Below are 21,781 nucleotides of genomic sequence, written 5' to 3' on the forward strand. Positions count from 1 at the left end.
CCTGGAAGTCCTTCACCGTGTCTCTGTACGTGATCGGCTGGCGGTGCCGACCGGGGTGCGGGGGTGGGGCACAGCGGTGGCCGGCCCCAGGTCGAGGCGCTTGTTCATGTCCAGGCGGAAGGTGCCGTACGGGTTGACGTTGGACCAGAACAGCGCGGTCAGGCCGCGCCGGTCCTCGTCGCTGAGCTTCTTCGCCCACGCCGGTTCGGCCAGGACCTGCTGCACCAGCAGGGTGTTGACGTGCACGAGCGCGGACTGGAGCAGGTGCAGGGCGAGCATCGAGGTCTCGGCGTGCTCCTTGTCCGGGCCGGTCAGGGCGCCGTCCTTGCCGTAATGGAGCACGGTGTTCGCGCTGTTCCAGTTCTCCACGACCTGGAGCCCGCCGTGGACCTCCCGACGCAGGCCGGGACTGGCGAGGTAGTCGCAGGCGAAGACCGTACCCACCGCGCGGCCGAGTTCTTCGAGCGCGGCGTAGGTGGGGTGCTTGGGGCCGCCGCGGGTGAAGCGTCGCAGGACCTGCTCCGCCTCGGCGGTGCCGAGCCGGAGCGCGGTCGCGTACTTGACCATCTGGTCGTACTGCCGCTCGATCAGCTCCCAGCGGATCGGCCGCGTCAGCGAGGCGCCGAGCGCTGGCCAGCCGGGCGGGGCGTCGTCCGGGCGGTACAGGCGGATGCTGCCGATGTTCTTCAGCCGGGGCAGCAGGCGGAAGTTCAGCAGTTCGGTGAAGGCGAATCCGACGACGCTCGCGCCGTGGGTATCGACGTAGTTGGACTCGATCTCGGCGTCGGTGCAGTGCCGCAGCAGGCCCTCGATCATCGCGGCGACCTCGGACGACGAACAGCTCTTGAGCTGGGAGTAGATACAGACGTTCTTCCGCTCGACGTGCCAGTAGATCATCACGCCGTTGCCGCCGTAGCGGGCGTGGTACTCGGTCATGAAGTTCGAGGACCAGGACCCGAACTTCTTCGAGTCCGACGCGCACGCGGTGCCGCGGCCCCACCACGCGGTGTCGCGGGCGGCGAAGGTGGCGTTCACCAGCCTGGTGACGGCGGCCCGCAGGTTGTCGACGGTGACGAAGTGCCGGCGCATGTGCCGCAGCGCCGCCTCGCTCTCGCCGTGCTCCCCGGTCGCCACGATCGCGCGGATGCCCATGTTCGTGCCCAGCGCGAAGAGGGCCAGCAGCAGGCGGCGCTGGAGGACGTCACGCTCGATGCGCTCGTAGGCGGCCACCGAGGAGAACTCCTCGGTGAAGCCGGTGAGGAAGTCGGCGTTCTTCAGCACGTCCAGGAGGTCGAGCACGCCCCAGCGGCGTGCGACCTCCTCCTTGAGGGCCGCCAGGCCGGTGGGCTCGGCCAGCGGCTCCAGCTTCGGCACGGTGATCCACGGCTCGCCCTTGCGGGTGGTGACCTTCACCCCGCCCGCCGAGCCGTCCGCGAGTGAGGCGGACAGCTGGTCCAGGCCCGCGGTCATGCGCTTCTTCAGGTCCGCGATGAACGCCCTCGGGTTCAACGGCTGGCGGATCGCGGCGTAGTGCACGGTGCGGGTGGCCTCGAAGTCGCCGGGCAGGTCGTCCTCCGGGTTGCGCCAACGGGCCGCGCCCTCGACGTAGATCTCGCGGCGGCGGACCGCGTCCCGCAGCACGACCAGGACGCACAGCTCGTACGGGATGCGCTCGACCCTGCCCTTGTCGTCGACGACCGCCTCGTGCCAGTCCTTGCGCACCACACCGTCCATCGGCACCTCATCACCGGCGTCGTAGAAGCGGGTCTTGCCGTCGACGTCGGTGTACTTCTTCAGCAGCTTCATCGCGTCCATCACCGGCCGGTAGGCGGTGTTGTTGCACTGGAAGCCCAGCGTGTTCAGCAGGGGAGGCAGCATCTGCCGGTAGTACGAGCTGTACGACGACCGGAGCGTGGTGCGGACCTTGGCCTTGAAGACCTTCTCGTTCGCCTTGGCCTCGGCCACCAGCTCGCGCAGCGTCTTCTCCCCGACCACCGGGAACAGGGCACGGCGTACGACCTCGTCGGGCTTGTCGACGGCGGCCGTTGCCAGCTTGAAGAGGATGCCCTCCTTGCCGCGGACCTTCTTCAACTCGGCGGTGAGCTGCTTCTCCACCCGCCGCTCGGCACGAGCGTTGATCTTGTGAACCAGGGCGACCAGCAGGTCGACCAGGGTGTCGGTGATCTCCGCCTGACGGGACGAGCACAGCGCCGCGAGCAAGGTGATCCGTACGTCCTCGCTCGTGTCGCGGAAGTCCGAGGGGTACATCTTGATCGCCCGTGCCCGCCAGCTTCTCCGAGCAGCCTGCGAACAGCCCGTCGGGCAGGCCGAGCTTGCGCACGTCGTTGAGCTTGGTGATCTCCGTGAGCAGGGAGTCCAGGCCCACCGCTCCCGGGTCGCGCTTGAGCGCGGCCAGCAGAGCGGTCCCCGCCTCGTTGTCCACGGCCACCAGGGACAGCAGCCGAGCCGTGCCCGCCTCGCCCAGGCGGCCGATCGTGCAGGCGCAGAACGTCTTCTCCCACTTGCCCCGCGCCGCGACGAGCACCTTCTCGACCCGGGTCCGGCCCGGCGGCTCAGTCTTCCGGGCCCGGCACTCGACCAGCAGGGGCCTCGCGCTGCCGGTCCTCCACCAGCTCGACCGGACAGACCTCCACGGCCAGCCACTCGGCCAGCGCCTTCTCGTCTGCGACCGTCGACGGCCGGAACCTCAGGGCCTCACGGATCTGCTTGCGGTGGTACTCGGCGGTCCGACCGACCAGTGTGTACTTCGCGAAGTCGGTGGCCGGGACCTTCACCAGATCGGCGACGTACCCCACCGCGGCCGGCGGGACCTCTTCCAGCACATCGGGGAACCGGCCTTCCAGCTCGAAGAACTTCAGCAACAGGCTGAAGCCGAGCCGGGTCGCCCCGCTCTTGTTCGCCACCAGATCCCAGTCGCCGTCTACCAGCGCCCAGTTCGCCAACAGCTCTTCCGGCGACCACTCTTGTCGCACGCCCGCCCCTTTGGCTTCGATCACTCGATCAGACCAACGACTGCGCCCCGGGCCGGGAAACGGGACGCATCCGGCTACCCGCGACCTACTTTGCGGCTGGTGTCTGAGCTAGGACACCAGGGCCCAGGGGCGCGGGGAACTGCGCGAATGCCCACCACGCCCCCGCACCCGGGAACGGCACGCAGGCACAACGGCGGCTGCCCGCAGCGCAACGGCGGCCGTCCGCAGCGCAACCGCGGCTGCCCGAGCGTCACACCCTCGCCGCTACGCCAACCGCCGGCCCAGTTCCCTCAGGTCCGGCGCTCTCAGCACCCGGCCCCCGAACCCCGGCAGCGGCACATGGACCGCCTCCGCCCACCGCTGCGGCACCGCCGCGACCCCGTACACCGCTCCCGCCAGCGCCCCGGTGACCGCTGCCACCGTGTCCGTGTCACCGCCCAGGTCGATCGCCGCCCGCACGGCCTCCTCGTAGGACCTCGTCGTGCGCAGGGCCCAGACCGCCGAGCCGAGGCAGGGCCAGACCGCGCCGTTGAACTCCGTGGCCAGGTCCGGGTGCCAGTCGGGGGAGAGGACCGTCGCATACCGGGCCCGGTGGCCGGGGTGGAGCGCCGTCAGGGTGTCGGGTACGGCAGCCAGCGGGTCGTTTCCGGCCAGGGCGACCCGGATCAGCTCGTGCAGGACGGCCGTGCCCTCCCAGGCCGCCGGGTCGCCGTGGGTGAGGGCGGACAGCCGGCGGGCGGCGTCCATCGTGGCCTCGCGGCCGTCGCGGGCGAAGCGGACCGCCGAGGGTGCCGCCCGCATCAACGCCCCGTTGCCGGCGGCCCGTTGGCTGACCCGGAAGTGCAGGGCCGCGGCCGTGTCCCAGGGGGCGCCGCTGCTCAGGACCGCCTCCGTCTGGAGGCCGATGTCCTTCGGGTCGGCCGCCGCCCACCGCTGGAAGCGCCGGAAGACGTCCGGAAGGTTCAGATCGCCGTGCTCCAGCAGCGACTCGGCGGTCAGGACCGCCAGCTGTGTGTCGTCGGTCGCCTCGCCGGGGTCCCAGCCCCCGCCCCCGCACATCTCGTCGCCGTGCCCGGGGTGCGGGAAGCGGGAGGTGAAGGCGGACTCGGGGCCGAACTCGAAGGGGGCTCCGAGTGCGTCGCCGGCGGCGGAGCCGAGCAGGGTGCCGATGGCGCGCTCGGTGCGGGAGGGGGCGGTCATCCGGGGAGCCTACGACCGGGCCGCCTCCGGGTGCAGTCGCAGCCAGCCTTCCCAGGCCGAGGTGATCATGTCCTGGACGTCGTACTTCGCCGTCCAGCCCAGTTCCGTCGCGATGCGGTCGGCGGAGGCCACGACCCGGGCGGGGTCGCCGGGGCGGCGCGGGGTGACGGCGGGGGGCCGGTCGTAGCCGGTGGCCGCGTTGATCCGGTCGATCATCTCGCGGACCGAGACACCCTCCCCGCGGCCGATGTTGAGGGTCAGGTCGTGGCCGGGCGTGGACCGCAGGGCACGGGCGACCACCACATGGGCCTCGGCCAGGTCGACCACATGGATGTAGTCGCGGACGCAGGTGCCGTCGGGGGTCGGGTAGTCGTCGCCGAAGATGCGCGGGGCCGCGCCCTCGGTGAGCTTCTCGAAGACCATCGGGACGAGGTTGAAGACGCCGGTGTCCGCCAGGGCGGGGGTGGCCGCGCCCGCCACGTTGAAATAGCGCAGGGACGCGGTCGCCAGTCCCGTCGCCCGGCCCGTCGCGCGGACCAGCCACTCGCCGGCCAGCTTGGTCTCGCCGTACGGGGAGAGGGGGAGGCAGGGGGTCTCCTCGGTCACGAGGTCCACGTCCGGCATGCCGTACACCGCCGCCGAGGACGAGAACACGAACGACGGGACCTGCGCGGCCGTCACCGCCTCCAGCAGGACGCGCAGGCCCTCCACGTTCTCCCGGTAGTAGTGCAGCGGCAGGTCCACGGACTCGCCCACCTGCTTCTTCGCCGCGAGGTGGACGACCCCGGTGACCTCGTGCTCGGCGAGGGCGCGGGCCACCTTCCCGCCGTCCAGGACCGAGCCCACCACCAGCGGCACCTCCTGCGGCACACGCTCGGCGAGGCCGGTGGACAGGTCGTCGTAGACCACCGTCCGTTCGCCCGCCTCGGTCATCGCGCGTACGACGTGCGCCCCGATGTATCCGGCGCCGCCGGTGATCAGCCAGGTCATGTACCGCTGTCCCCTCATCGGCCGGCCTGCGGTGGCCGGCGGTTCTCGGTCCGTTTCGTCCGGTCCGTGTCGTTGGGTGAGGCCCGATGTTCGGTGAATTCCGATGTTCGGTGCAGCCCGATGTTCAGTGAAGCAGGCGGCGCAGCCGTCCGCGGACGATCTTCATGACTCCGCGCATCCCGGTGGCCACGCGCAGCGCCAGGGCACCGGAGTGCGTGGCGTACGGCCGGACCAGCACCACCCCGCGCCGCGCGCTCGGTACGGCGCGCCGGCGCAGCCGGCCGGCGCCCGCGAGGGCGTGCGCCGTGACGTTGCGGTGGGTGCCGTCCGCGAAGCGCACGGTCAGGCGCAGGTCCCAGCCGCCCCCGCCGAGCGCGGCCAGGTCGACGGGCACCTCGGCCGACCAGCCGGCCGGGCCGGAGGGCGTGAGTGCGCTCGTCGCGCGCTGGGCCGCGCGCCCCTCCTCCCTGCACTGCCATTCCACCTCCACCTCCTGCGGGGCGGCCTCGGCCATCCGCCCGTACAGCTCGTGCAGCCGCAGGCGCAGCCGGGTGCCACGCGCGCGTGGGCGCAGTTCGCCGTCGACGGCGAGCGGCAGGACGTGGGCCGGGCGGGTCAGGAAGGGGGTGAGGGTGACCTGGGGCAGCTCGGCGGACCAGACGGGAGTGCCGTCGGGGACCCGGACGTAGGGCGGGAGCAGCCGGGCCGGGCGGGCGGCCAGCTCCTTCAGCCGGGGCAGATCGCACGGTTCGGGGGACTCCAGGACGAGCCGGGCGAGCAGCCGGCCGGGTGCCGTCGGGTTCAGCTCCCAGTCGGCGGCGTCGAAGCGGGCGAGGTACTCGCGGGTGTGCGCCCACCACGCGCGCTGGTAGTGCACGTCGTGCAACCCCAGCTCGCGCGCATACATGCGCACCTCGTGGTCCAGGAACTTGGCCCGCGCGCTCCGCGCCAGCTCCTTCTGGCCGGCGCCCAGCAGAATGTCGTACGCCATCGCGCACGCCCGGGTGCGCGCCTTCCAGTTGTCGATGCTCCCCCGGTCCAGGGAGAGCGACAACTGCTCGGCGGACCGGCGCACGTGCCACACGTACACGCGGTCCGGTACGAGCGCGATGCGCGGCGCGGCGGCCAGTACGCGCGCCGTGAAGACGAAGTCCTCGTAGAGGAAGCGCCCTTCGGGGAAGCGGATGCCGTGCTCGCGCAGGAAGTCCGTCCGGTACAGCTTGTTGACGCACAGCGTGTCGTGGACCAGCCGGGGGCGCTGCGAGGGGCGCGCGAGGATGGTGTGCGCCGCGTAGAGGGGTGCCTGCCAGGGCTGTTCGCGCCCCGAGGGCAGTTCCCGGCGCACGCACAGGCCGCTCGCGACCTCGGCGCCCGCCCCGGTGGCCGCCGTCAGCAGCGCGTCCACCGCACCGGGCGGCAGTACGTCGTCGCTGTCGAGGAACATCAGGTACGGCGACGTCACCGCGTCGATCCCGGTGTTGCGCGGAGTGCCGCAGCCACCGCTGTTCGTCTCCCGGCGCACCACCCGAAGTCCGGGTTCCCCGGCGGCCAGCCGTGCGAGCAGCTCGGCGCTGCCGTCGGTGGAGCAGTCGTCGACGGCGAGGACCTCACCGACGGCCGGCCCCTGGCCGAGCGCGGATCGCACGGCCTCGGCCACATGGGCTCCGTCGTTGTAGCCGATGACGACGACGGCGACCTGAGGGGCCGGCTGCAGGTCTGGGGGGTCACAAGGCATGGGATCCACGAACGGTGAGCGTAGAAATGTTCAGTAATAACCCGTTAAGACGCGGTTAGTGCTCGGTCCTGAAGACGGTCGGAATCGGGTCGGGGTTCCGTCGCGGGCCGGGACGTTCCGGCCGGCGGCCGCGCGGAGCGCCACAGCCGGACGAAGGACAGCACCGCCGCGACCGCCAGCAGCCCGTTGCGGCCCAGCATCAGCAGGCAGCCCGTCCAGGTGCCGTTGACCACGTCGTGGTAGTACATCGGGAAGGCCACGCTGCTCAGCCCGCTCGCCGCGAGGACCAGCAGGGCCACCGGGCGCTGGCTGGTGCGGCGCGAGGTCAGGCACACGGCGGCCAGGCCGAGCAGCCAGATCATGTACTGGGGGCTGATGACCCGGCTGGTGACGGTGAACAGCAGCACCGCGCTCAGCGCGGCGTCGAACGGCGTGGCCTCGCTCCACCGGCGCGCCCGCAGCCGCCACAGCAGCAGGAGCCCGAAGGCGGCCGCCGTGAGCCCGAGGGAGGCGGTGGCGACGGCGGCCACGTGCGGGCCGACCATCTCGATCGCGCCGTACTGGTAGTGGGCCCGGCCGTGCCAGCCCGCGTGCCGGGCGAGGTTGAGCGCCGTACCGCCGAGCGACTCGATCTGCACACCCCGGCCGCCCTGCTGCCGCAGGAAGGCGAGCGGATTCCTGAACGAAACCGCCAGGAGGACCAGGATCGCGCCGCCGCCCGCCGCCGCCCACGTCCACGCCGTCCGGGTCGCGCGCCCGCGGGGCGTCCCCAGCAGCACCAGCGCCGGCCACCCCTTCACCAGCGCACCCAGTGCCGCGAGCACGCCGCCCGCGCGCGGGGACCGCGCCGAGGTCAACAGGGAGACGACGGCGAGCGCGGTCACCTGCACGTCGTACCGGACCAGCGGCATGTGCAGCAGCAGCGGCAGACCGCAGGTCCACAGGGCCGCGCCGAGCAGGCTCCGCCCAGGACGTCTCCCCGCCCGGACCAGCGCCCTCGTGACCAGCGCGTCCGCGGCCAGGGTCAGCACCACGAACGCCTGAAAGTACGTCAGCCACGGCAGCAGGCCCGGTGCCAGCAGGACCACGCCCGCACCGGGCGGGTACTGCCACGTGGTGTCGTGCGCCGGGAACGCGCCGTGCGACAGGACGCCGTACCAGTGCACGTACAGCCGCCACACCTCACGGGAGACCGAACCCTCGCCGAGCAGGCGGGCGCTGCCGTGGGCGAGCAGCCACAGCATCAGCGCGCGGGTGGCGAGCCAGACGACGGAGAGGGCGAGGACCGGGCCGGGGGTGACACGGAGACGGTTCATCACGTGGGAGCCTAATGTGCGCGGGTGGTGTATCCATGCCGATACGCCGTCAATGAGCGGAAAAGGTTGGCTAATCGCAAAAGATCGAGCCGTGGTGAATGTCAGGCCTCTTGTGAAACCGCAGTCGCGCAGGGCGGCTGGTGCGGCCGTCGTCGTACCGACGGGTGCAACGAGCGATGCGGCGCACGGTGCGCCGAGTGCGCCCGATGCGCCGGGGCGCGTTCCGTCGCGCGCCTGCCGCACCGCCGCCGTGTCCGTGCCCGCGCTGGTGATGCTCGCCATCGGCCTGTGGGGTCTCGACCGTGGCGGGATGTGGCGGGACGAGGCGGTCACCTTCCAGGTCGCACGCCGTACGGTGCCGCAGATCTGGCGGCTGCTGCACGGGGTGGACGCGGTGCACGGCCTGTACTACCTGCTCATGCACGCCGTCCTCGTCGTCCACCCCGGCGAGGTCGTCCTCAGGCTTCCGTCGGTGTGCGCGGCGGCGGTCACCGCGGGCCTGGTGGCCGCGCTCGGCGCCCGGCTGGTCCGGCCGCGCGTGGGGCTGTGGGCCGGGCTGCTGTACGCGATCTCGCCGATGGCCGGCCACTACGCACAGGAGGGCCGCTCCTACGCCCTGGTCGCGGCCGGCGTCACGGCGGCGACGCTGCAGTTCGTCCGTGCCGTGCAGGGCGGTTCCTGGTGGGTCTACGGCGTCGTCCTCGGCCTCACCTGCTGGCTGCACGAGTTCGCGGTCCTGCTGCTGCCCGCCCACGCGGTGGCGCTGGCGCTGGCCCGGGCGGGGGTACGGGTGTGGCGGGGCTGGGGATGCGCGGCGGGTGCGGTGGGTCTTGCGCTGCTGCCGATGGCGCTCGTCTCCAGTGAACAGTCGGCGCAGGTGGCGTGGTTGCGGGAGCCGACCGTGCAGACGGCGCAGGGGCTGCTGCGCACCTTTCTCGGGCCGGCGGACGGGGTGTACTGGACGTGTCTCGCCCTGGCCCTCCTGGCGCTGGCGGGGCTGGTGGGGCGCAAGGGGGAGGTGACCTGCGCGGGGGTCTGTCTGCCGCTGGCCGTGGTGCCGCCGGTCGCGTTGATGCTGGTCTCGCAGTTGTCGCCGCTGTACGTCGACCGGTACGTGCTGTACGCCCTGTCGGGGGCGCCGCTGCTGGTGGCGGCGGGGGCCGACCGGGTGGCCGGGGCCGCCGCCCGCCTGTGGACGCGGGGGCACCCGGCACCGCACTCCCCGCTCCTCACCCTGACCGGTGTCCTGGCCGTGGGTCTCGTCCTCGCCCAGCAGCTCCCCCTGCTGCGCGGCGACCGCAGCCCGGCCCACCGGCCCGACGACCTCGCCGCCGTCTCCCGGGTCGCCGCGCGGGAGGTGCGGGCCGGGGACGCCGTGCTCTTCCTGCCGGTGCAGACGCGGAACGCGGCCCTCGCCTACCCGGGGGCGTTCCGGGGGACCAGGGACGTGGCGCTGGCCGAGTCCGCCGCCGAGTCCGGGACGCTGTACGGGCGGGAGGTCACGGCGGGCACCCTGCGCCGCCGGATGGCCCGGCTCGACCGGGTGTGGGTCGTCGCCGACCGGGATCTGCTCGGCGGGCGCTGGAGACCGGGCAGCTCCACCGAGCGGGCCAAACTCGCCCTCCTCGCCCGGGAGTTCGTCCCGGGCGAGGAGTCCGTGCAGGGCGATGTGACGGTCCGGCTCTACGTCCGCCCGAGCCGGGCCGGCGCTACGGAGTCTCTTCCAGGGCCGCCGCGTCCAGCGCGGCCGTGAGCCGGTCCAGACGGTCGCGCAGCTCGCCGATCTCCGACACGTCGAAGCCCGTCGCCGCCAGGATGCGGGGCGGCACCTCCAGGGCCCGCTCGCGCAGCGCGGCGCCCTCCTCGGTCAGCCGCACCTGGACCGAGCGCTCGTCGTGCGCGCTGCGCTCGCGCCGTACGAGACCGGCCCCCTCCAATCGCTTGACCAGCGGTGACAGCGTGCCGGAGTCCAGGCGCAGCTGCTCGCCGAGCCCCTTGACCGGCAGGTCGCCCTGCTCCCACAGCACCAGCATCACCAGGTACTGGGGGTAGGTGAGCCCCAGGTCCTTGAGGAGCACGCGGTAGACGCCGTTGAAGGCGCGGGACGCGGCATGCAGCGAGAAGCAGATCTGGCGGTCCAGGCGGAGCCAGTCCGTCGGGGAGGCGGCGGCGGTCTGCGGGGTCGGCGAGGCGGTCATGGCTCCAGGATAGCCCTTGCCGGCCACTTAGTTGTGCACAACTGAATTGTGTGCTCTACTTGTGGCCGGGAAGGCGGCCGGACAGGAGCCGCCGGACCGCACATCATTTCGAGAGGGATGGTCTTCCATGGACGCGCTCTACACCGCTGTCGCCACCGCCACCCACGGCCGCGAGGGCCGCGCCGTCTCCTCCGACGGCAAGATCGACCTCAAGCTGGCCCCGCCTGCGGAGCTGGGCGGCAACGGCCAGGGCACCAACCCCGAGCAGCTCTTCGCCGCCGGCTACGCCGCCTGCTTCGGCAGCGCCCTCGGCCTCGTCGGCCGGCAGGCGAAGGTGGACGTCAGCGACGCCGCCGTGACCGCCGAGGTCGGCATCGGCAAGCAGGGCGAGGGCTTCGGCCTGAAGGTGACCCTGCGCATCGAGCTGCCCGGGACCGTGGACGAGGCGACCGGCCGCAAGCTGGTCGAGACCGCTCACCAGGTCTGCCCCTACTCCAACGCCACTCGCGGCAACATCGAGGTCGACCTCGTCATCGAGTAGGACCGCCGGGACCGGCCGGCGGACGCCCGGCCGGACCAGGTCTCACCGGGTCTCACCTGGTCCAGCCGGGTCTCACCGGGTCCCGCCGGGGCGCGCTCGGCCGGACCCGGCCGGACGCGGTCCCACCGGTGATCTGCCGGCCTCACGTCGAGGCCAGCAGATCACCGGCGACGGACTGACCGGGAATCTGCGGGGCGTCCGGCCCGGCGTCGGGCATCGAGCCGCCGAGCAGCAGTGTCCGTACGACCCGCTCGGCCGCGCGCCCGTCGTCGTACTCGCAGAACCGCGCCCGGAAGTCCGCCCGCAGCCGCTTCGACTCCTCGTCCCGCCACGACCCGGACGCGAACAGCCACGCCAGCTCCCGGTAGGACCGCGAGACATGACCCGGCGCCTCCGCGGTGATGTCGAGATAGGCGCCCCGGCTCGCCGTGTACGCGGCCCAGTCGTCGGCGTGCACCACGATGGGCCGGTCCAGGTTGGCGTAGTCGAACATCAGCGCCGAATAGTCGGTGACCAGCGCGTCGGAGGCGAGCATCACCTCCTCGACGCCCGGCTCGTCGGTCGCGTCGACCACGGTCCCGCGCCGGGCCAGCTCGGTCAGGCCCATGCCGCGTGCGGGACCGGTCGCGAGCGTCGGGTGCAGCCGGACCACCAGGGTGTGGCCCTCGCCCAGGTCGGCCGCGAACCGGGCCAGGTCCAGCCGGTCCACATGTCCGCCCCGGCGGTAGTCCCGGCGGGTCGGCGCGTACAGCACCACCGTGTGGTCCTCGGGGATCCCGTACCGCTGCCGGAAGCCGCCGCCGTCCCGGTCGCCGGCGCCGACCAGCGCGTCGTTGCGCGGGCTGCCGGTGCGCACCGAGGTGAAGTGACAGGGGTAGGCACGCTCCCAGACCAGCTCGGAGTGCCGGTTGGCGACCAGGCTGTAGTCCCAGCGGTCGGCCCGGCGCAGCATCTGCGGCACGTCGAAGCCGAGCCGGGCGCCGGGCTTGTCCAGCAGGTCGGCGCCCATGTACTTCAGCGGGGTGCCCCGGTGCGTGTGCACGTGCACGCTGCCGGGCCGCTTGGCCAGCGAGCCGGGCCAGTTGACGTCGTTGACGAAGAACTTCGCCCGCGCGGTGACCTCCAGATAGCGCCGGGATCCCATGACCACGTGCTCGATGCCCGACGGCAGCCGGGCCGCGGTCTCCGCGTCCCGGACCACCCACACCCCGCGCAGCTGCGGGGCGATCTCGGCGGCCTTGCGGTACACGGCCGCCGGGTCGCCCAGCACCCCCGCGTGCGAGGACGCCGAGTACACCACCAGGTGAGGGTCCAGCGGCAGACGTGCGTGCAGCCCGGTCCAGCCGCGCCGGGCCCGCGCGGCGGCCGTCCGGCGGGTCTGCACCGCCCGCCGCCCGGCCTCCCGGCCGGCCAGCGCGGCCTTCCGCCTCAGCAGGTAGCCCGCGTAGCCGCCCTCCAGCAGGGCGACCTCACCGTCCACCAGGGCGTCCTCGGGCCGGTGCCTGCGGAACATGTGCGCCGTGCGCCGGAAGAACTCGGCCTTGTCCGCGGGCGGCAGCCGGTCCGGTTTGGCGAGGATGTCCAGACAGTGCTCGCCCATCTTGCGGTGCAGATACGGCCGCCAGCTCCACAGCTCCTCGTGCCGCTCCACGAAGGCGAAGACCCGCTCGTACTGGTCGTGGATGTCGAAGTGCTTGCGGCTGGTGGTGGACAGGATGTTGCCCTGCCGGCGCTGCCGGTAGTTCAGGCAGATCCGGTCCAGCGCGGCGATCCGGCGGGCGCTGAGCATGACCGGGAACGTCCAGGGGGTGTCCTCGTAGTACCCGGGCGGGAACGTGAAGCCGTGCTCCTCGACGAAGTCGCGCCGGTGGACCTTGTTCCACACCACCATCAGCAGGTCCAGGATCTCCGGCCGGTCGGCGACCGTGAAGGTGTCCGCGCCGGCCTCGGCGAGCACGTGCGCGAGCACATTGCGCCGGGTGCCGCCCCACCAGTAGGTGCGCGCGTAGTCGAAGACCAGGACGTCCGGGTCGCCGGACTCCGCCAGCCGGTCGGCCATCGCGCGCAGCGCGCCCGGGGTGAGGGTGTCGTCGCTGTCCAGGAAGAACAGGTAGTCGCCGGTGGCGTGCGGCAGACCGGCGTTGCGGGCCCGGCCGAGGCCGGCGTTCTCCGGCAGGTGCAGCACCTTCACCCGCGGGTCGCGCCCGGCGTACTCGTCCAGGATCGCGCCGCAGCCGTCGGGCGAGCAGTCGTCCACGGCGATCAGTTCGAGGTCGTTGAAGGACTGCAGCAGCACCGAGTCCAGGCACTCGCGCAGGAAGCCCTGCACCTTGAAGCAGGGGACGATGACACTGAAGCGGGGCACGGCGGGTCAGCTCCTCACGAGGGTCGCGGCGGCGGGGGCGGGGATGCGCTCCGCGAGCGGGATCACCGGCGGGATCGCCTCCGGCGGCTCGCCGAGCAGCACCCGCCGTACGACGCGTTCGGCGGCCCGGCCGTCGTCGAACTGGCAGAACCGCTCGCGGAACGCAGCCCGCAGGGCCCTGGCCTCCGGCCCCGCGTACGGGCCGTCGCGGAAGACGCGGGCCAGTTCCTCGGGGGTGCGCACGACCGGTCCCGGCGGCTCGGTCATCAGATCGAAGTAGACGCCCCGCGTCTCCCGGTAGACCTCCCAGTCGTCGGCGTACACGACGATGGGCCGGTCCAGGTTCGCGTAGTCGAACATGATGGAGGAGTAGTCGGTGACCAGCGCGTCCGCCGCCAGGCACACGTCCTCGGCGGAGCGGTGCGCGGTCACGTCGATGATCCGGCCGGCCAGGTCCGGACCCCGGGAGCACCCCCGGTCGTAGAAGTAGTGGGCGCGCAGGAGCACGACCACGTCCTCGCCGGCCGCCGCACAGAAGGCCTCCAGGTCCAGGCCGGTCTCGAACCCGGTGTGGTGGTCGCGGTGGGTCGGCGCGTACAGCACGGCCGTCGCGCCCTCGGGCACGCCCAGTTCGCGCCGGACGCGGGCGACGTCCTCGGCGGTCGCCGTGTAGTAGACGTCGTTGCGCGGATAGCCGTACTCCAGGTGCTCGTACGAGCCCGGGAAGGCGCGCTCCCACATCTGGGTGGAGTGGCGGTTGGCGGAGAGGTTGAAGTCCCAGCGGTCCACCCGGCCCAGCAACTTGGTGTAGCTGCCGGACTGCGCGGCCACCACCGGATACGTCGACTGGTCCACGCCCATCGTCTTCAGCGGGGTGCCGTGCTGGGTCTGCAGATGCACACTGCCCGGCCGCTTGACCACGTCCTCGGCGAAGTTGGCGTTGTTGACCAGGAAGGCGGCGCGGGCCAGCACCTCCCAGGAGCGGCGCGAGCCGAGCACCGCGAAGTCGACGTCCTCGGGCATGGCATGGGCCTGGTCGGCCTCGACCAGGAACACCGAGCGCAGGTGCGGGGCGAGTTCGCGGGCCTTGGCGTGGATGGCGGCCGGGTTGCAGGCGTAGCCGCGGCCCCAGTAGGCGCTGAACACGGCCAGGCCGGGATCCAGCGGGCGGCGCAGGTCCCGGGCGTAGCGCAGCCGGGTGCGCAGCATCCGCGGGCGCGGAAGGCGCTCGGCGGCCTTCGCCGCGGCCTGGTTGGCCCCGCGCAGCGCACGGAACGCGGTGTACGCGCCCGCCGCCAGCAGCCGGTGCTGCACCCCCAGACTGCCGCCCGGTGCGCGGTGGTCCGCGGGCCGGTGCGCCCGGTACAGCCGGCCGGCCCGGCGGAAGAACGCCCGGTGCCCCGAGGGCAGCCGCTCCGGCCGGGACGCGGTCTTCAGCACATACCCGAACAGTTCCTCGAACAGCACCCGGGTCCGCTCGGCGGGCAGACCGGCCCCGGCCGCCCTGGTCAGCACCAGCTCCACCTGGTCCAGCAGGGCCTGCTGGTGCGGTCCGGGAAGGTTGAGCCGGCTGCCCTGCCGGCGCAGCCGGTGCCGTACGACGACCTGGCGCAGCACCGCGATCCGCCGGGCGGCGAGCGTGGTCAGGCCGCCCCAGCCGAGGTCCGTGAAGTGGCTGTCGGGAAAGGCGAGTTCCCGTTCGGCGAGGAAGGCGCGCCGGTAGACGGCGCTCCACGCCGGGAGCTGCACGCCGGTCAGCCCGGGGAACCTTTCCGGGGCGAAGGCGCCCTGCGGTGCCTTGGCCAGCAGCGGGGCGGCGGGGTTCGTCGGCTCGCCCTCCCACCAGGGGGTCCGCTCGTGCTCGGTGTAGAGCACGTCGACCCCGGCGGTCTCGGTCAGCCGCGCGTCCAGCGCCGCCAGCGCGCCCGGCACGAGCAGGTCGTCGCCGTCGAGGAACAGCACATAGGCGCCGGTCGCCGCCCGCATCCCGGTGTTGCGCGCCCCGCTCAGACCGGCGGAGGGTGGTGAGGTGGCCGGTGCCACCCGGGAGTCCCGCTCGGCGTACGCGGCAGCCACCGCGGCGGCCGGGGCGTCGGGGGCGTCGCAGACCGGGATCAGCTCCAGGTCGCCGAAGGACTGGCCGAGGACCGAGTCCAGCGCCTGGGACAGCCGACCAGCGACCCCGTGGGACGGGACGATGATGCTGAAGCGGGGCATTCTGCTCTTTCTGTTGTCTTGCGGACGCGGCCGGGCCGTCCGGCGGGACGCCAGGTGGACGGCCGGACCGGAGTGGGCCGCGTCGTACCGAGGGGCATGGGAACTCCCGTGAGGACCAACGGTGTTCAGCGGCTCCCGGTGACGGGGAGGGAACCGGAATGCGGCGCGGTGGCGAGCGGGGAGCGCGCGAGCGCGGAGGCGGCCGACGGCGCCGGCCGCCGCTCGGCGAGCGGAACGAACGCCGGGCGCCCCGCCGTCTCGCCCAGCACCACATGCCGTACGACGCGTTCGGCGGCGTGTCCGTCGTCGTACGGGCAGAACCGCTCCCGGAAGGCCGAGCGCAGCTGGGCGGAGCGCGAGCCGCGCCAGTGGCCGGTGGCGAAGATGTCGATCAGCTCGTCCTCGCTGCGGGCGACCGCGCCCGGCGGGAAGGCCCGCAGGTCGAAGTAGGTGCCCCGGGCGGCGTCGTACGCGTCCCAGTCACCGGTGTGCACGACGATCGGCCGGTCCAGGTTGGCGTAGTCGAACATCAGCGACGAGTAGTCGGTGACCAGCACGTCCGAGGCGAGGCAGAGCGACTCCACGCTCGGGTGGCCGCTGACGTCGATGATCCGCTCGGCGCTGGAGCGGGCGAGCGGGCCGCCGTGCCAGTAGTGGGCGCGGGCGAGGACGACGAAGCGGGGGCCGAGGCGGCGCAGGACGCGCTCCAGGTCCAGGGCGGGGCGCTGGGTGCGGCAGTAGTCGCGGTGGGTCGGGGCGTACAGGACCGCGACCGTGCCCTCCGGGATGCCGAGCAGTGAGCGCATCCGGGCCACGTCGTCCGAAGTGGCGCTCTGGAAGACGTCGTTGCGCGGGTAGCCGTACTCCAGCGTGGTGTAGCCGCCGGGGTAGACGCGCTCCCAGGTCAGCGTGGTGTGGCGGTTGGCGGACAGGACGTAGTCCCACTTGTCGACGCCCTTGAGGAGTTCCTCGAAGTCCATGTCCTTGGCGGCCGCCGGGTGTTCCTGGAGGTCGAGGCCCATGTGCTTGAGCGGGGTGCCGTGCTGGGTCTGGACGAAGACCTGGCCGGGGCGCTTGCGCAGCCGCCGGTCGAAGTTGACGTTGTTGACGAGGTACTTGGAGCGGGCCAGCGCCGTCCAGTACGCGGCCGTGCCCGGACGCAGCCGCTGCGGGCCCGGCGGGAGGGTCTGCTGGTGCTCGGGGCGGGCGATCCAGGCCGTGCGCACCTGCGGGGCGAACTGGCGGAACGCGGCCTCCAGCGCCCCCGGGTTGCAGCCGTGACCGCGGCCCCAGTAGGCGGCGAAGACGGCGCGGTCGGCGCGCAGCGGCAGACGGAGCTGGATGCGGTAGTGCAGCTGCAGGACGCCGGCCTTCAGGGCCCGGGCGAGCTTGACGGCGAGCTTGAGCGTGCGGCGGCGCGCGGTCATGGCCAGCTGCAGGGCCCGGTAACAGCGGTGCAGTCCCAGACGGACCAGGGTGTGCCGCAGCCGGGTGCGCAGCGGGACGGCGGCCCCCGGGGTGCGGTAGCGGCGGTAGTGGGCCCGGGCCGTGCGCAGGAACTCGGCGCGGGCATCGCGCGGCAGGCGGCCCTTCTTCGTGAAGATCGTGGTGAAGTGGTCGACCATGCGGCGGAACAACGCCGGTCGCCAGCAGGCCAGTTCGGGGTGCCGGTCGACGAACGCGAAGACGCGGTCGTACTGCTCGAAGACGTCGAAGTGCTTGCGGCTGGTGGTGCCGAGGATGCTGCCCTGCCGCCGCTGCCGGTAGTGGACGCACACCCGGTCCAGGGTGGCGATCGAGTCCGCGGCCATCAGCACCGGGTAGGTCCAGGGCGTGTCCTCGTAGTAGCCGGTCGGGAACTCCAGGCCCTGCTGCTCGACGAACTCCCGCCGGCAGACCTTGTTCCAGGCGACCATCAGCACCCGCAGCAGTCCCGGGCGGTCCTCCAGGCGGAATGGGGCGGGGCCCTGCTGGGACAGCGGGGCGGCGAGCTGGTTGCGGACCGTCTCGCCGTTCCAGTAGGTGCGCGCGTAGTCGAAGACCAGGACGTCCGGCTCGCCGGTCTCCTTGATCCGGTCGGCGATGGAGCGCAGCGCGTCCGGAGTGAGCGTGTCGTCGCTGTCCAGGAAGAACAGGTAGTCGCCGGTCGCCTCGGCCGTGCCCGCGTTGCGGGCCGGGCCCAGCCCTCTGTTCTCGGGCAGGTGCACGGCCTTCACCCGCGCGTCCCGGGCCGCGTACTCGTCGATGATGGCGCCGCATCCGTCCGGGGAGCAGTCGTCCACGGCGATCAGTTCGAGATCGGGGTACGACTGCGAGAGCACCGAATCCAGGCACTCGGACAGGTACGCCTGGACCATGTACGCGGGGACAATGACACTGAACCTGGGCAAGGGACATCCATGGGTCGGTCGGCGCGGGCGTTCTGCCCGGGAACGGCCGATGGAGTGACTTGGTTACGGTTCGTACGGCATGTGGGGGACATGCGGCGAACGCCGGGGGACGGGCCGGTGGCGGCCCGCCCCCCGAAAGGTGTCCTTTTTGTTGCTACTTGACCGCGCCCGCCATCACCCCGGACACGAACTGCCGCTGGAACGCGAAGAACACGGCCAGCGGGATCACCATCGAGATGAACGCGCCCGGCGCCAGCACGTCGATGTTGTTGCCGAACTGCCGTACCTGCGTCTGCAGGGCGACCGTGATCGGCTGTGAGCCGGACTTGGTGAACACCAGCGCGACCAGCATGTCGTTCCACACCCACAGGAACTGGAAGATGCCGAGGCTCGCGATCGCCGGCCCGCCGAGCGGCATCACCACCCGTGCGAACACCCGCAGTTCACCGGCGCCGTCGAGGCGGGCCGCCTCCAGCAGCTCCCTCGGGATCTCAGCGAAGAAGTTCCGCAGCAGGAACACCGCGAACGGCAGACCGAAGCCCACATGGAACAGGATCACCCCGAAGATCGTCCCGAACAGGCCGATGTCGCCGAACAGTTCGGCGATCGGGATCAGCGCCACCTGCACGGGCACCACCAGCAGGCTGACCACGCCGAGGAACCACCAGTCCCGGCCCGGGAACTCCATCCACGCGAACGCATAGCCGGCCAGCGAGCCGATCACCACGACCAGGACCGTCGCCGGGACCGTGATCAGCACGGTGTTGACCAGGGAGTGGGTGATGTCGCCGTTCTCCAGCAGCTTCCGGTAGCTCTCGAAGGTCAGCTGGGACGGCTTGGCGAACACCTTCCACCAGCCGCTCGCACTCATGTCCTCCGGTGCGCGCAGCGAGGAGATGAGCAGGCCGATGGTCGGGACCAGCCAGAACAGGCCGACGAGGATGAGGAAGACACGGACCAGCCCGCCGCTGAGCCGTTCGGTGATCCTCGATCCGAGCGACTGCCGGGCCCTCGCCTCCGTGCCGGCGGAGGCCGCCTTCGCGATGCTTCCGGTGGCGGTCGTCATCGCCGCACCTCCCGCCTGAGCCTACGGATGTTGAACCACATCACCGGGATCACCAGCAGCAGCAGGAGCACCGCGATGGCGCTCGCGATGCCCGGCTGGCCCTCCGCGAAGCCCTTCCGGTACAGCTCCAGGGCCAGCACGTTCGCGTCGTCCTGGGAGGAGCCCGGCGCGATGATGTAGACGAGGTCGAACACCTTCAGCACGTTGATCATCAGCGTGACGGTGACCACCGCGAGGACCGGCGCGAGCAGCGGCACGGTGACCCGGCGGAACACCTGCCACTCGGTGGCGCCGTCCACCCGGGCGGCCTCCAGCAGCTCCCGGGGCACGCCCGCGAGCCCGGCCGCGATCAGCACCATCGCGAAGCCCGCCCACATCCATACGTACGACCCGATGATGGCCGGGGTCACCAGCCCCGGGCCGAGCCAGTCGATGCCGTTGTACGGTTCCTTGAAGTTGCTCGCGGGAAGCCTCAGTTGAGCGCCGTCGGCCTTCGCGGGCAGGGTGAAGGTGCCGTCGGCGGCCGCCTTGGCGGTGGCCACCACCCTGCCGTCCCTGACCGCCTCGATCCGCATCCCGGCGTAGCCCAGCTCGGACGGGTCGGGCGCGCCGAGCCTGCCGACACCCTTGCCGCGCGTGAAGTCCTGCCAGGTCGTACCGGTGATCTTCCCCGGCTCGGGCTTCGCGGCCACCGCCTTGTGCGCGCTGTCGGGCATCTGGTCGGGGGCGACGCCGACCAGCGGGAGCGCGACCGCCGCGCCGGTGTGCACCGTGGCCGTGGTGAGGAAGCCGCCCCCGTCCGGCTTCAGGGGCGAGTTGCGGCCCGGGTGTGCTTTCGGGAACGCCGACGACTGGGCGAAGGTGTCGTGGACGCCCACCCAGACGGCGTTCGCGACCCCCTTGTCCGGGTCCTGGTCGTACACCAGCCGGAAGATGATCCCGGCGGCCAGCATAGAGATCGCCATCGGCATGAAGACGACCAGCTTGAACGCCGTTCCCCAGCGCACCCGTTCGGTCAGCACCGCGAAGACGAGGCCGAGTGCGGTGGAGACCGTGGGTGCGAACACCACCCAGAGGATGTTGTTCTTCAGCGCCGTACGGATGCCGTCGTCGGTGAAGAGCGCCTTGTAGTTGTCGAAACCGGCGAAGCCGTCGCCGGAGGCGTTGGAGAAGCTGCGGATGACCGAGTACCCGATCGGGTAGACCACGAGCGCGCCGAGCAGCACCAGGGCCGGCAGCAGGAAGAGGACTGCCACGGTCCTGCGGGTGCCCGTCACGCTCTTGCGGTTCTTCGGTGCGGCGGGGCCCGCAGGAGCCCCGGCCGCCGCTGCCGACGCCATCGCCGGATCAGCTCCCGTTCCCGTACGCGGCCGCCGCGTCCTTCTCCAGCTGTGCCTGGGTGCCCGCCACGTCCTTCGGGTTCTTCAGGAAGTCCTGCAGATCCTTCCACTCGCCCTTGCCGGGGGTGCCGCCGAAGGCCTGCGGGGCCTGGTCGGACATGTCGAAGCGGAAGTCGTCCCCGGACGCGACCAGCGCCTTGGCGATCGTCCGCTGCACGGCGTTGGGGTACGCCGTGTCCGGCACGTTCTTGTTCGGCGAGAGATAGCCGCCGAGCCTGGCCTGGATGGTCGCCGCGTCGGGCGAGGCCAGGAAGGTGGCCAGCGCCTGGGCCGCCTTGGAGTCCTTCAGGATCACCGCCGCGTCACCGCCGGAGACCACCGGTGCGGACGAACCCACCGCGGGGAAGGGGAACGCCTTCGCGTCCGTGCCCACCTTCGCCTTGGTGTCGGCGATGTTGACCTGCGCGAAGTCGCCCTCGTAGACCATCGCGGCCTTCGGCTGGTCGCCGCCGGTGAAGGTCTGTGTGACGGAGGCCGGGAACTCGGTCTGCAGCGCGCCGTCCGCGCCGCCCGCCACATAGTCCTTCTTGCCCCAGATCTGGGCCAGCGTGGTCAGGGCCTGCTTCACGGACGGATCGGTCCACTTGATCTTGTGCTGGGCGAGCTGGTCGTACTTCTCGGGGCCCGCCTGGGACAGATAGACGTTCTCGAACCAGTCCGTCAGCGTCCAGCCGTCGGCGCCGCCGACCGAGAACGGGGTGACGCCGGAGTCGTACACGGCCCGGGCTGCCGTCAGCAGGTCCTGCCAGGTCTTCGGCTCCTTGGCGCCCGCGTTCTCGAAGGCCTTGGCGTTGTACCAGATCAGCGACTTGTTGGCCGCCTTGTAGTAGACGCCGTACTGCTTGCCGTCGACCTTGCCGATGTCCTGCCAGCCCTGCGAGTAGTTCTTCTGCAGCTCCTTGAGCGCGTCCGGCCCGAGGGGCTTGGCCCACTTCTTGTCCACGGCCTGCTTGATCGCCCCGGGCTGCGGCAGCAGCGCGACGTCCGGCGGCTGACCGCCCGCGATCTTCGAGCCGAGGAAGTTGATGATCGGGTCCTGGGCGGGCACGAACGTCACCTTCGCACCGGTACGCTTCTCGAACTCTGTTAGGACCTTCTTGAAGTTGCTCTGCTCGGTGCCGGTCCAGACGGCGGCGACCTCCAGGCTCGCGCCGTTCAGCTTCGGCAGGGTGAGCGTGGAGCCGGAGGCGCTGGGCACGCTGTGGTGACCGTTGTCCTCCGTGCTGTCGCTGCTGGAGCAGGCGGTGAGCGCGAGGGCTCCCACGACCAGCGCGGCGAGTGCGGGGGCGGCCCTGTCTGTCCGGATCGTGCTGCTGTTGCTGCGCATCACTTCCCCGTTCGTCGTTCTCCGTTGAACTCAGAACACTGTC

The 21,781-nt window shown here is 72.0% G+C and carries 15 protein-coding genes; 2 read left to right on the forward strand and 13 right to left on the reverse strand.

Annotated elements, in window-relative coordinates; genetic code table 11:
- Positions 1-12: 12 nt before the first annotated feature.
- The 6 genes from ACZ7P3_RS28045 to ACZ7P3_RS28070 all read right to left on the reverse strand — a co-directional run bounded on the left by ACZ7P3_RS28045 (position 13) and on the right by ACZ7P3_RS28070 (position 8,234).
- Entirely contained in the window at positions 13-2,268 is a 2,256-nt protein-coding gene (locus tag ACZ7P3_RS28045) for a Tn3 family transposase (protein WP_472085845.1), read from the reverse strand.
- A 305-nt stretch (positions 2,269-2,573) separates the two neighbouring features.
- On the reverse strand, positions 2,574-2,993 hold the full coding sequence (locus ACZ7P3_RS28050; RefSeq protein ID WP_472085847.1) for a DUF4158 domain-containing protein: 420 nt from the start codon (positions 2,991-2,993) through the stop codon (positions 2,574-2,576).
- Between the two features lie 264 nt (positions 2,994-3,257).
- Positions 3,258-4,193 carry an ADP-ribosylglycohydrolase family protein gene (locus ACZ7P3_RS28055; RefSeq protein WP_472085848.1) on the reverse strand — a complete coding sequence of 312 codons (936 nt, stop codon included), beginning with the start codon at positions 4,191-4,193 and terminating at the stop codon, positions 3,258-3,260.
- Between the two features lie 9 nt (positions 4,194-4,202).
- Positions 4,203-5,183 carry a UDP-glucose 4-epimerase GalE gene (gene galE, locus ACZ7P3_RS28060; RefSeq protein ID WP_472085850.1) on the reverse strand — a complete coding sequence of 327 codons (981 nt, stop codon included), beginning with the start codon at positions 5,181-5,183 and terminating at the stop codon, positions 4,203-4,205.
- Positions 5,184-5,307: 124 nt separating this feature from the next.
- Positions 5,308-6,918, reverse strand: coding sequence for a glycosyltransferase family 2 protein (locus ACZ7P3_RS28065; protein WP_472086155.1), 1,611 nt, complete (start codon positions 6,916-6,918; stop codon positions 5,308-5,310).
- A gap of 44 nt (positions 6,919-6,962) precedes the next feature.
- Positions 6,963-8,234, reverse strand: coding sequence for a glycosyltransferase 87 family protein (locus tag ACZ7P3_RS28070; protein ID WP_472085851.1), 1,272 nt, complete (start codon positions 8,232-8,234; stop codon positions 6,963-6,965).
- A gap of 250 nt (positions 8,235-8,484) precedes the next feature.
- Between ACZ7P3_RS28070 and ACZ7P3_RS28075 the strand changes: the two genes are divergently transcribed.
- Positions 8,485-9,987, forward strand: coding sequence for a glycosyltransferase family 39 protein (locus ACZ7P3_RS28075; RefSeq protein WP_472085852.1), 1,503 nt, complete (start codon positions 8,485-8,487; stop codon positions 9,985-9,987).
- On the opposite strand, the gene ACZ7P3_RS28080 is transcribed toward ACZ7P3_RS28075, so the two are convergent.
- Positions 9,944-10,432 carry a MarR family winged helix-turn-helix transcriptional regulator gene (locus tag ACZ7P3_RS28080; RefSeq protein WP_472085853.1) on the reverse strand — a complete coding sequence of 163 codons (489 nt, stop codon included), beginning with the start codon at positions 10,430-10,432 and terminating at the stop codon, positions 9,944-9,946. The genes ACZ7P3_RS28075 and ACZ7P3_RS28080 overlap by 44 nt on opposite strands.
- Before the next feature lie 127 nt (positions 10,433-10,559).
- Between ACZ7P3_RS28080 and ACZ7P3_RS28085 the strand changes: the two genes are divergently transcribed.
- Positions 10,560-10,973 (forward strand): organic hydroperoxide resistance protein, encoded by a 414-nt coding sequence (locus tag ACZ7P3_RS28085; RefSeq protein WP_472085854.1) that lies wholly within the window; start codon positions 10,560-10,562, stop codon positions 10,971-10,973.
- Positions 10,974-11,115: 142 nt separating this feature from the next.
- Here ACZ7P3_RS28085 and ACZ7P3_RS28090 read toward each other — a convergent pair whose 3' ends face one another.
- The 6 genes from ACZ7P3_RS28090 to ACZ7P3_RS28115 form a co-directional block, all read right to left on the reverse strand.
- Positions 11,116-13,338 (reverse strand): bifunctional glycosyltransferase/CDP-glycerol:glycerophosphate glycerophosphotransferase, encoded by a 2,223-nt coding sequence (locus tag ACZ7P3_RS28090; RefSeq protein WP_472085856.1) that lies wholly within the window; start codon positions 13,336-13,338, stop codon positions 11,116-11,118.
- 6 nt (positions 13,339-13,344) lie between these two features.
- Entirely contained in the window at positions 13,345-15,555 is a 2,211-nt protein-coding gene (locus ACZ7P3_RS28095) for a bifunctional glycosyltransferase family 2 protein/CDP-glycerol:glycerophosphate glycerophosphotransferase (RefSeq protein ID WP_472085857.1), read from the reverse strand.
- A 125-nt stretch (positions 15,556-15,680) separates the two neighbouring features.
- Complete coding sequence (locus ACZ7P3_RS28100; protein WP_472085858.1) at positions 15,681-17,945, reverse strand: bifunctional glycosyltransferase/CDP-glycerol:glycerophosphate glycerophosphotransferase; 2,265 nt, start codon at positions 17,943-17,945, stop codon at positions 15,681-15,683.
- Between the two features lie 154 nt (positions 17,946-18,099).
- The gene (locus ACZ7P3_RS28105; RefSeq protein WP_472085859.1) at positions 18,100-19,011 is read right to left on the reverse strand and encodes a carbohydrate ABC transporter permease; all 912 of its coding nucleotides are present in this window, start codon (positions 19,009-19,011) and stop codon (positions 18,100-18,102) included.
- Entirely contained in the window at positions 19,008-20,351 is a 1,344-nt protein-coding gene (locus ACZ7P3_RS28110) for a carbohydrate ABC transporter permease (protein ID WP_472085861.1), read from the reverse strand. Before ACZ7P3_RS28110 ends, ACZ7P3_RS28105 begins: the two co-directional genes overlap by 4 nt.
- Before the next feature lie 7 nt (positions 20,352-20,358).
- Positions 20,359-21,738, reverse strand: a complete 1,380-nt coding sequence (locus ACZ7P3_RS28115; RefSeq protein ID WP_472085862.1) for an ABC transporter substrate-binding protein — start codon at positions 21,736-21,738, stop codon at positions 20,359-20,361.
- Positions 21,739-21,781: the final 43 nt, after the last annotated feature.

The organism is Streptomyces sp. NPDC107581, assembly GCF_055657175.1.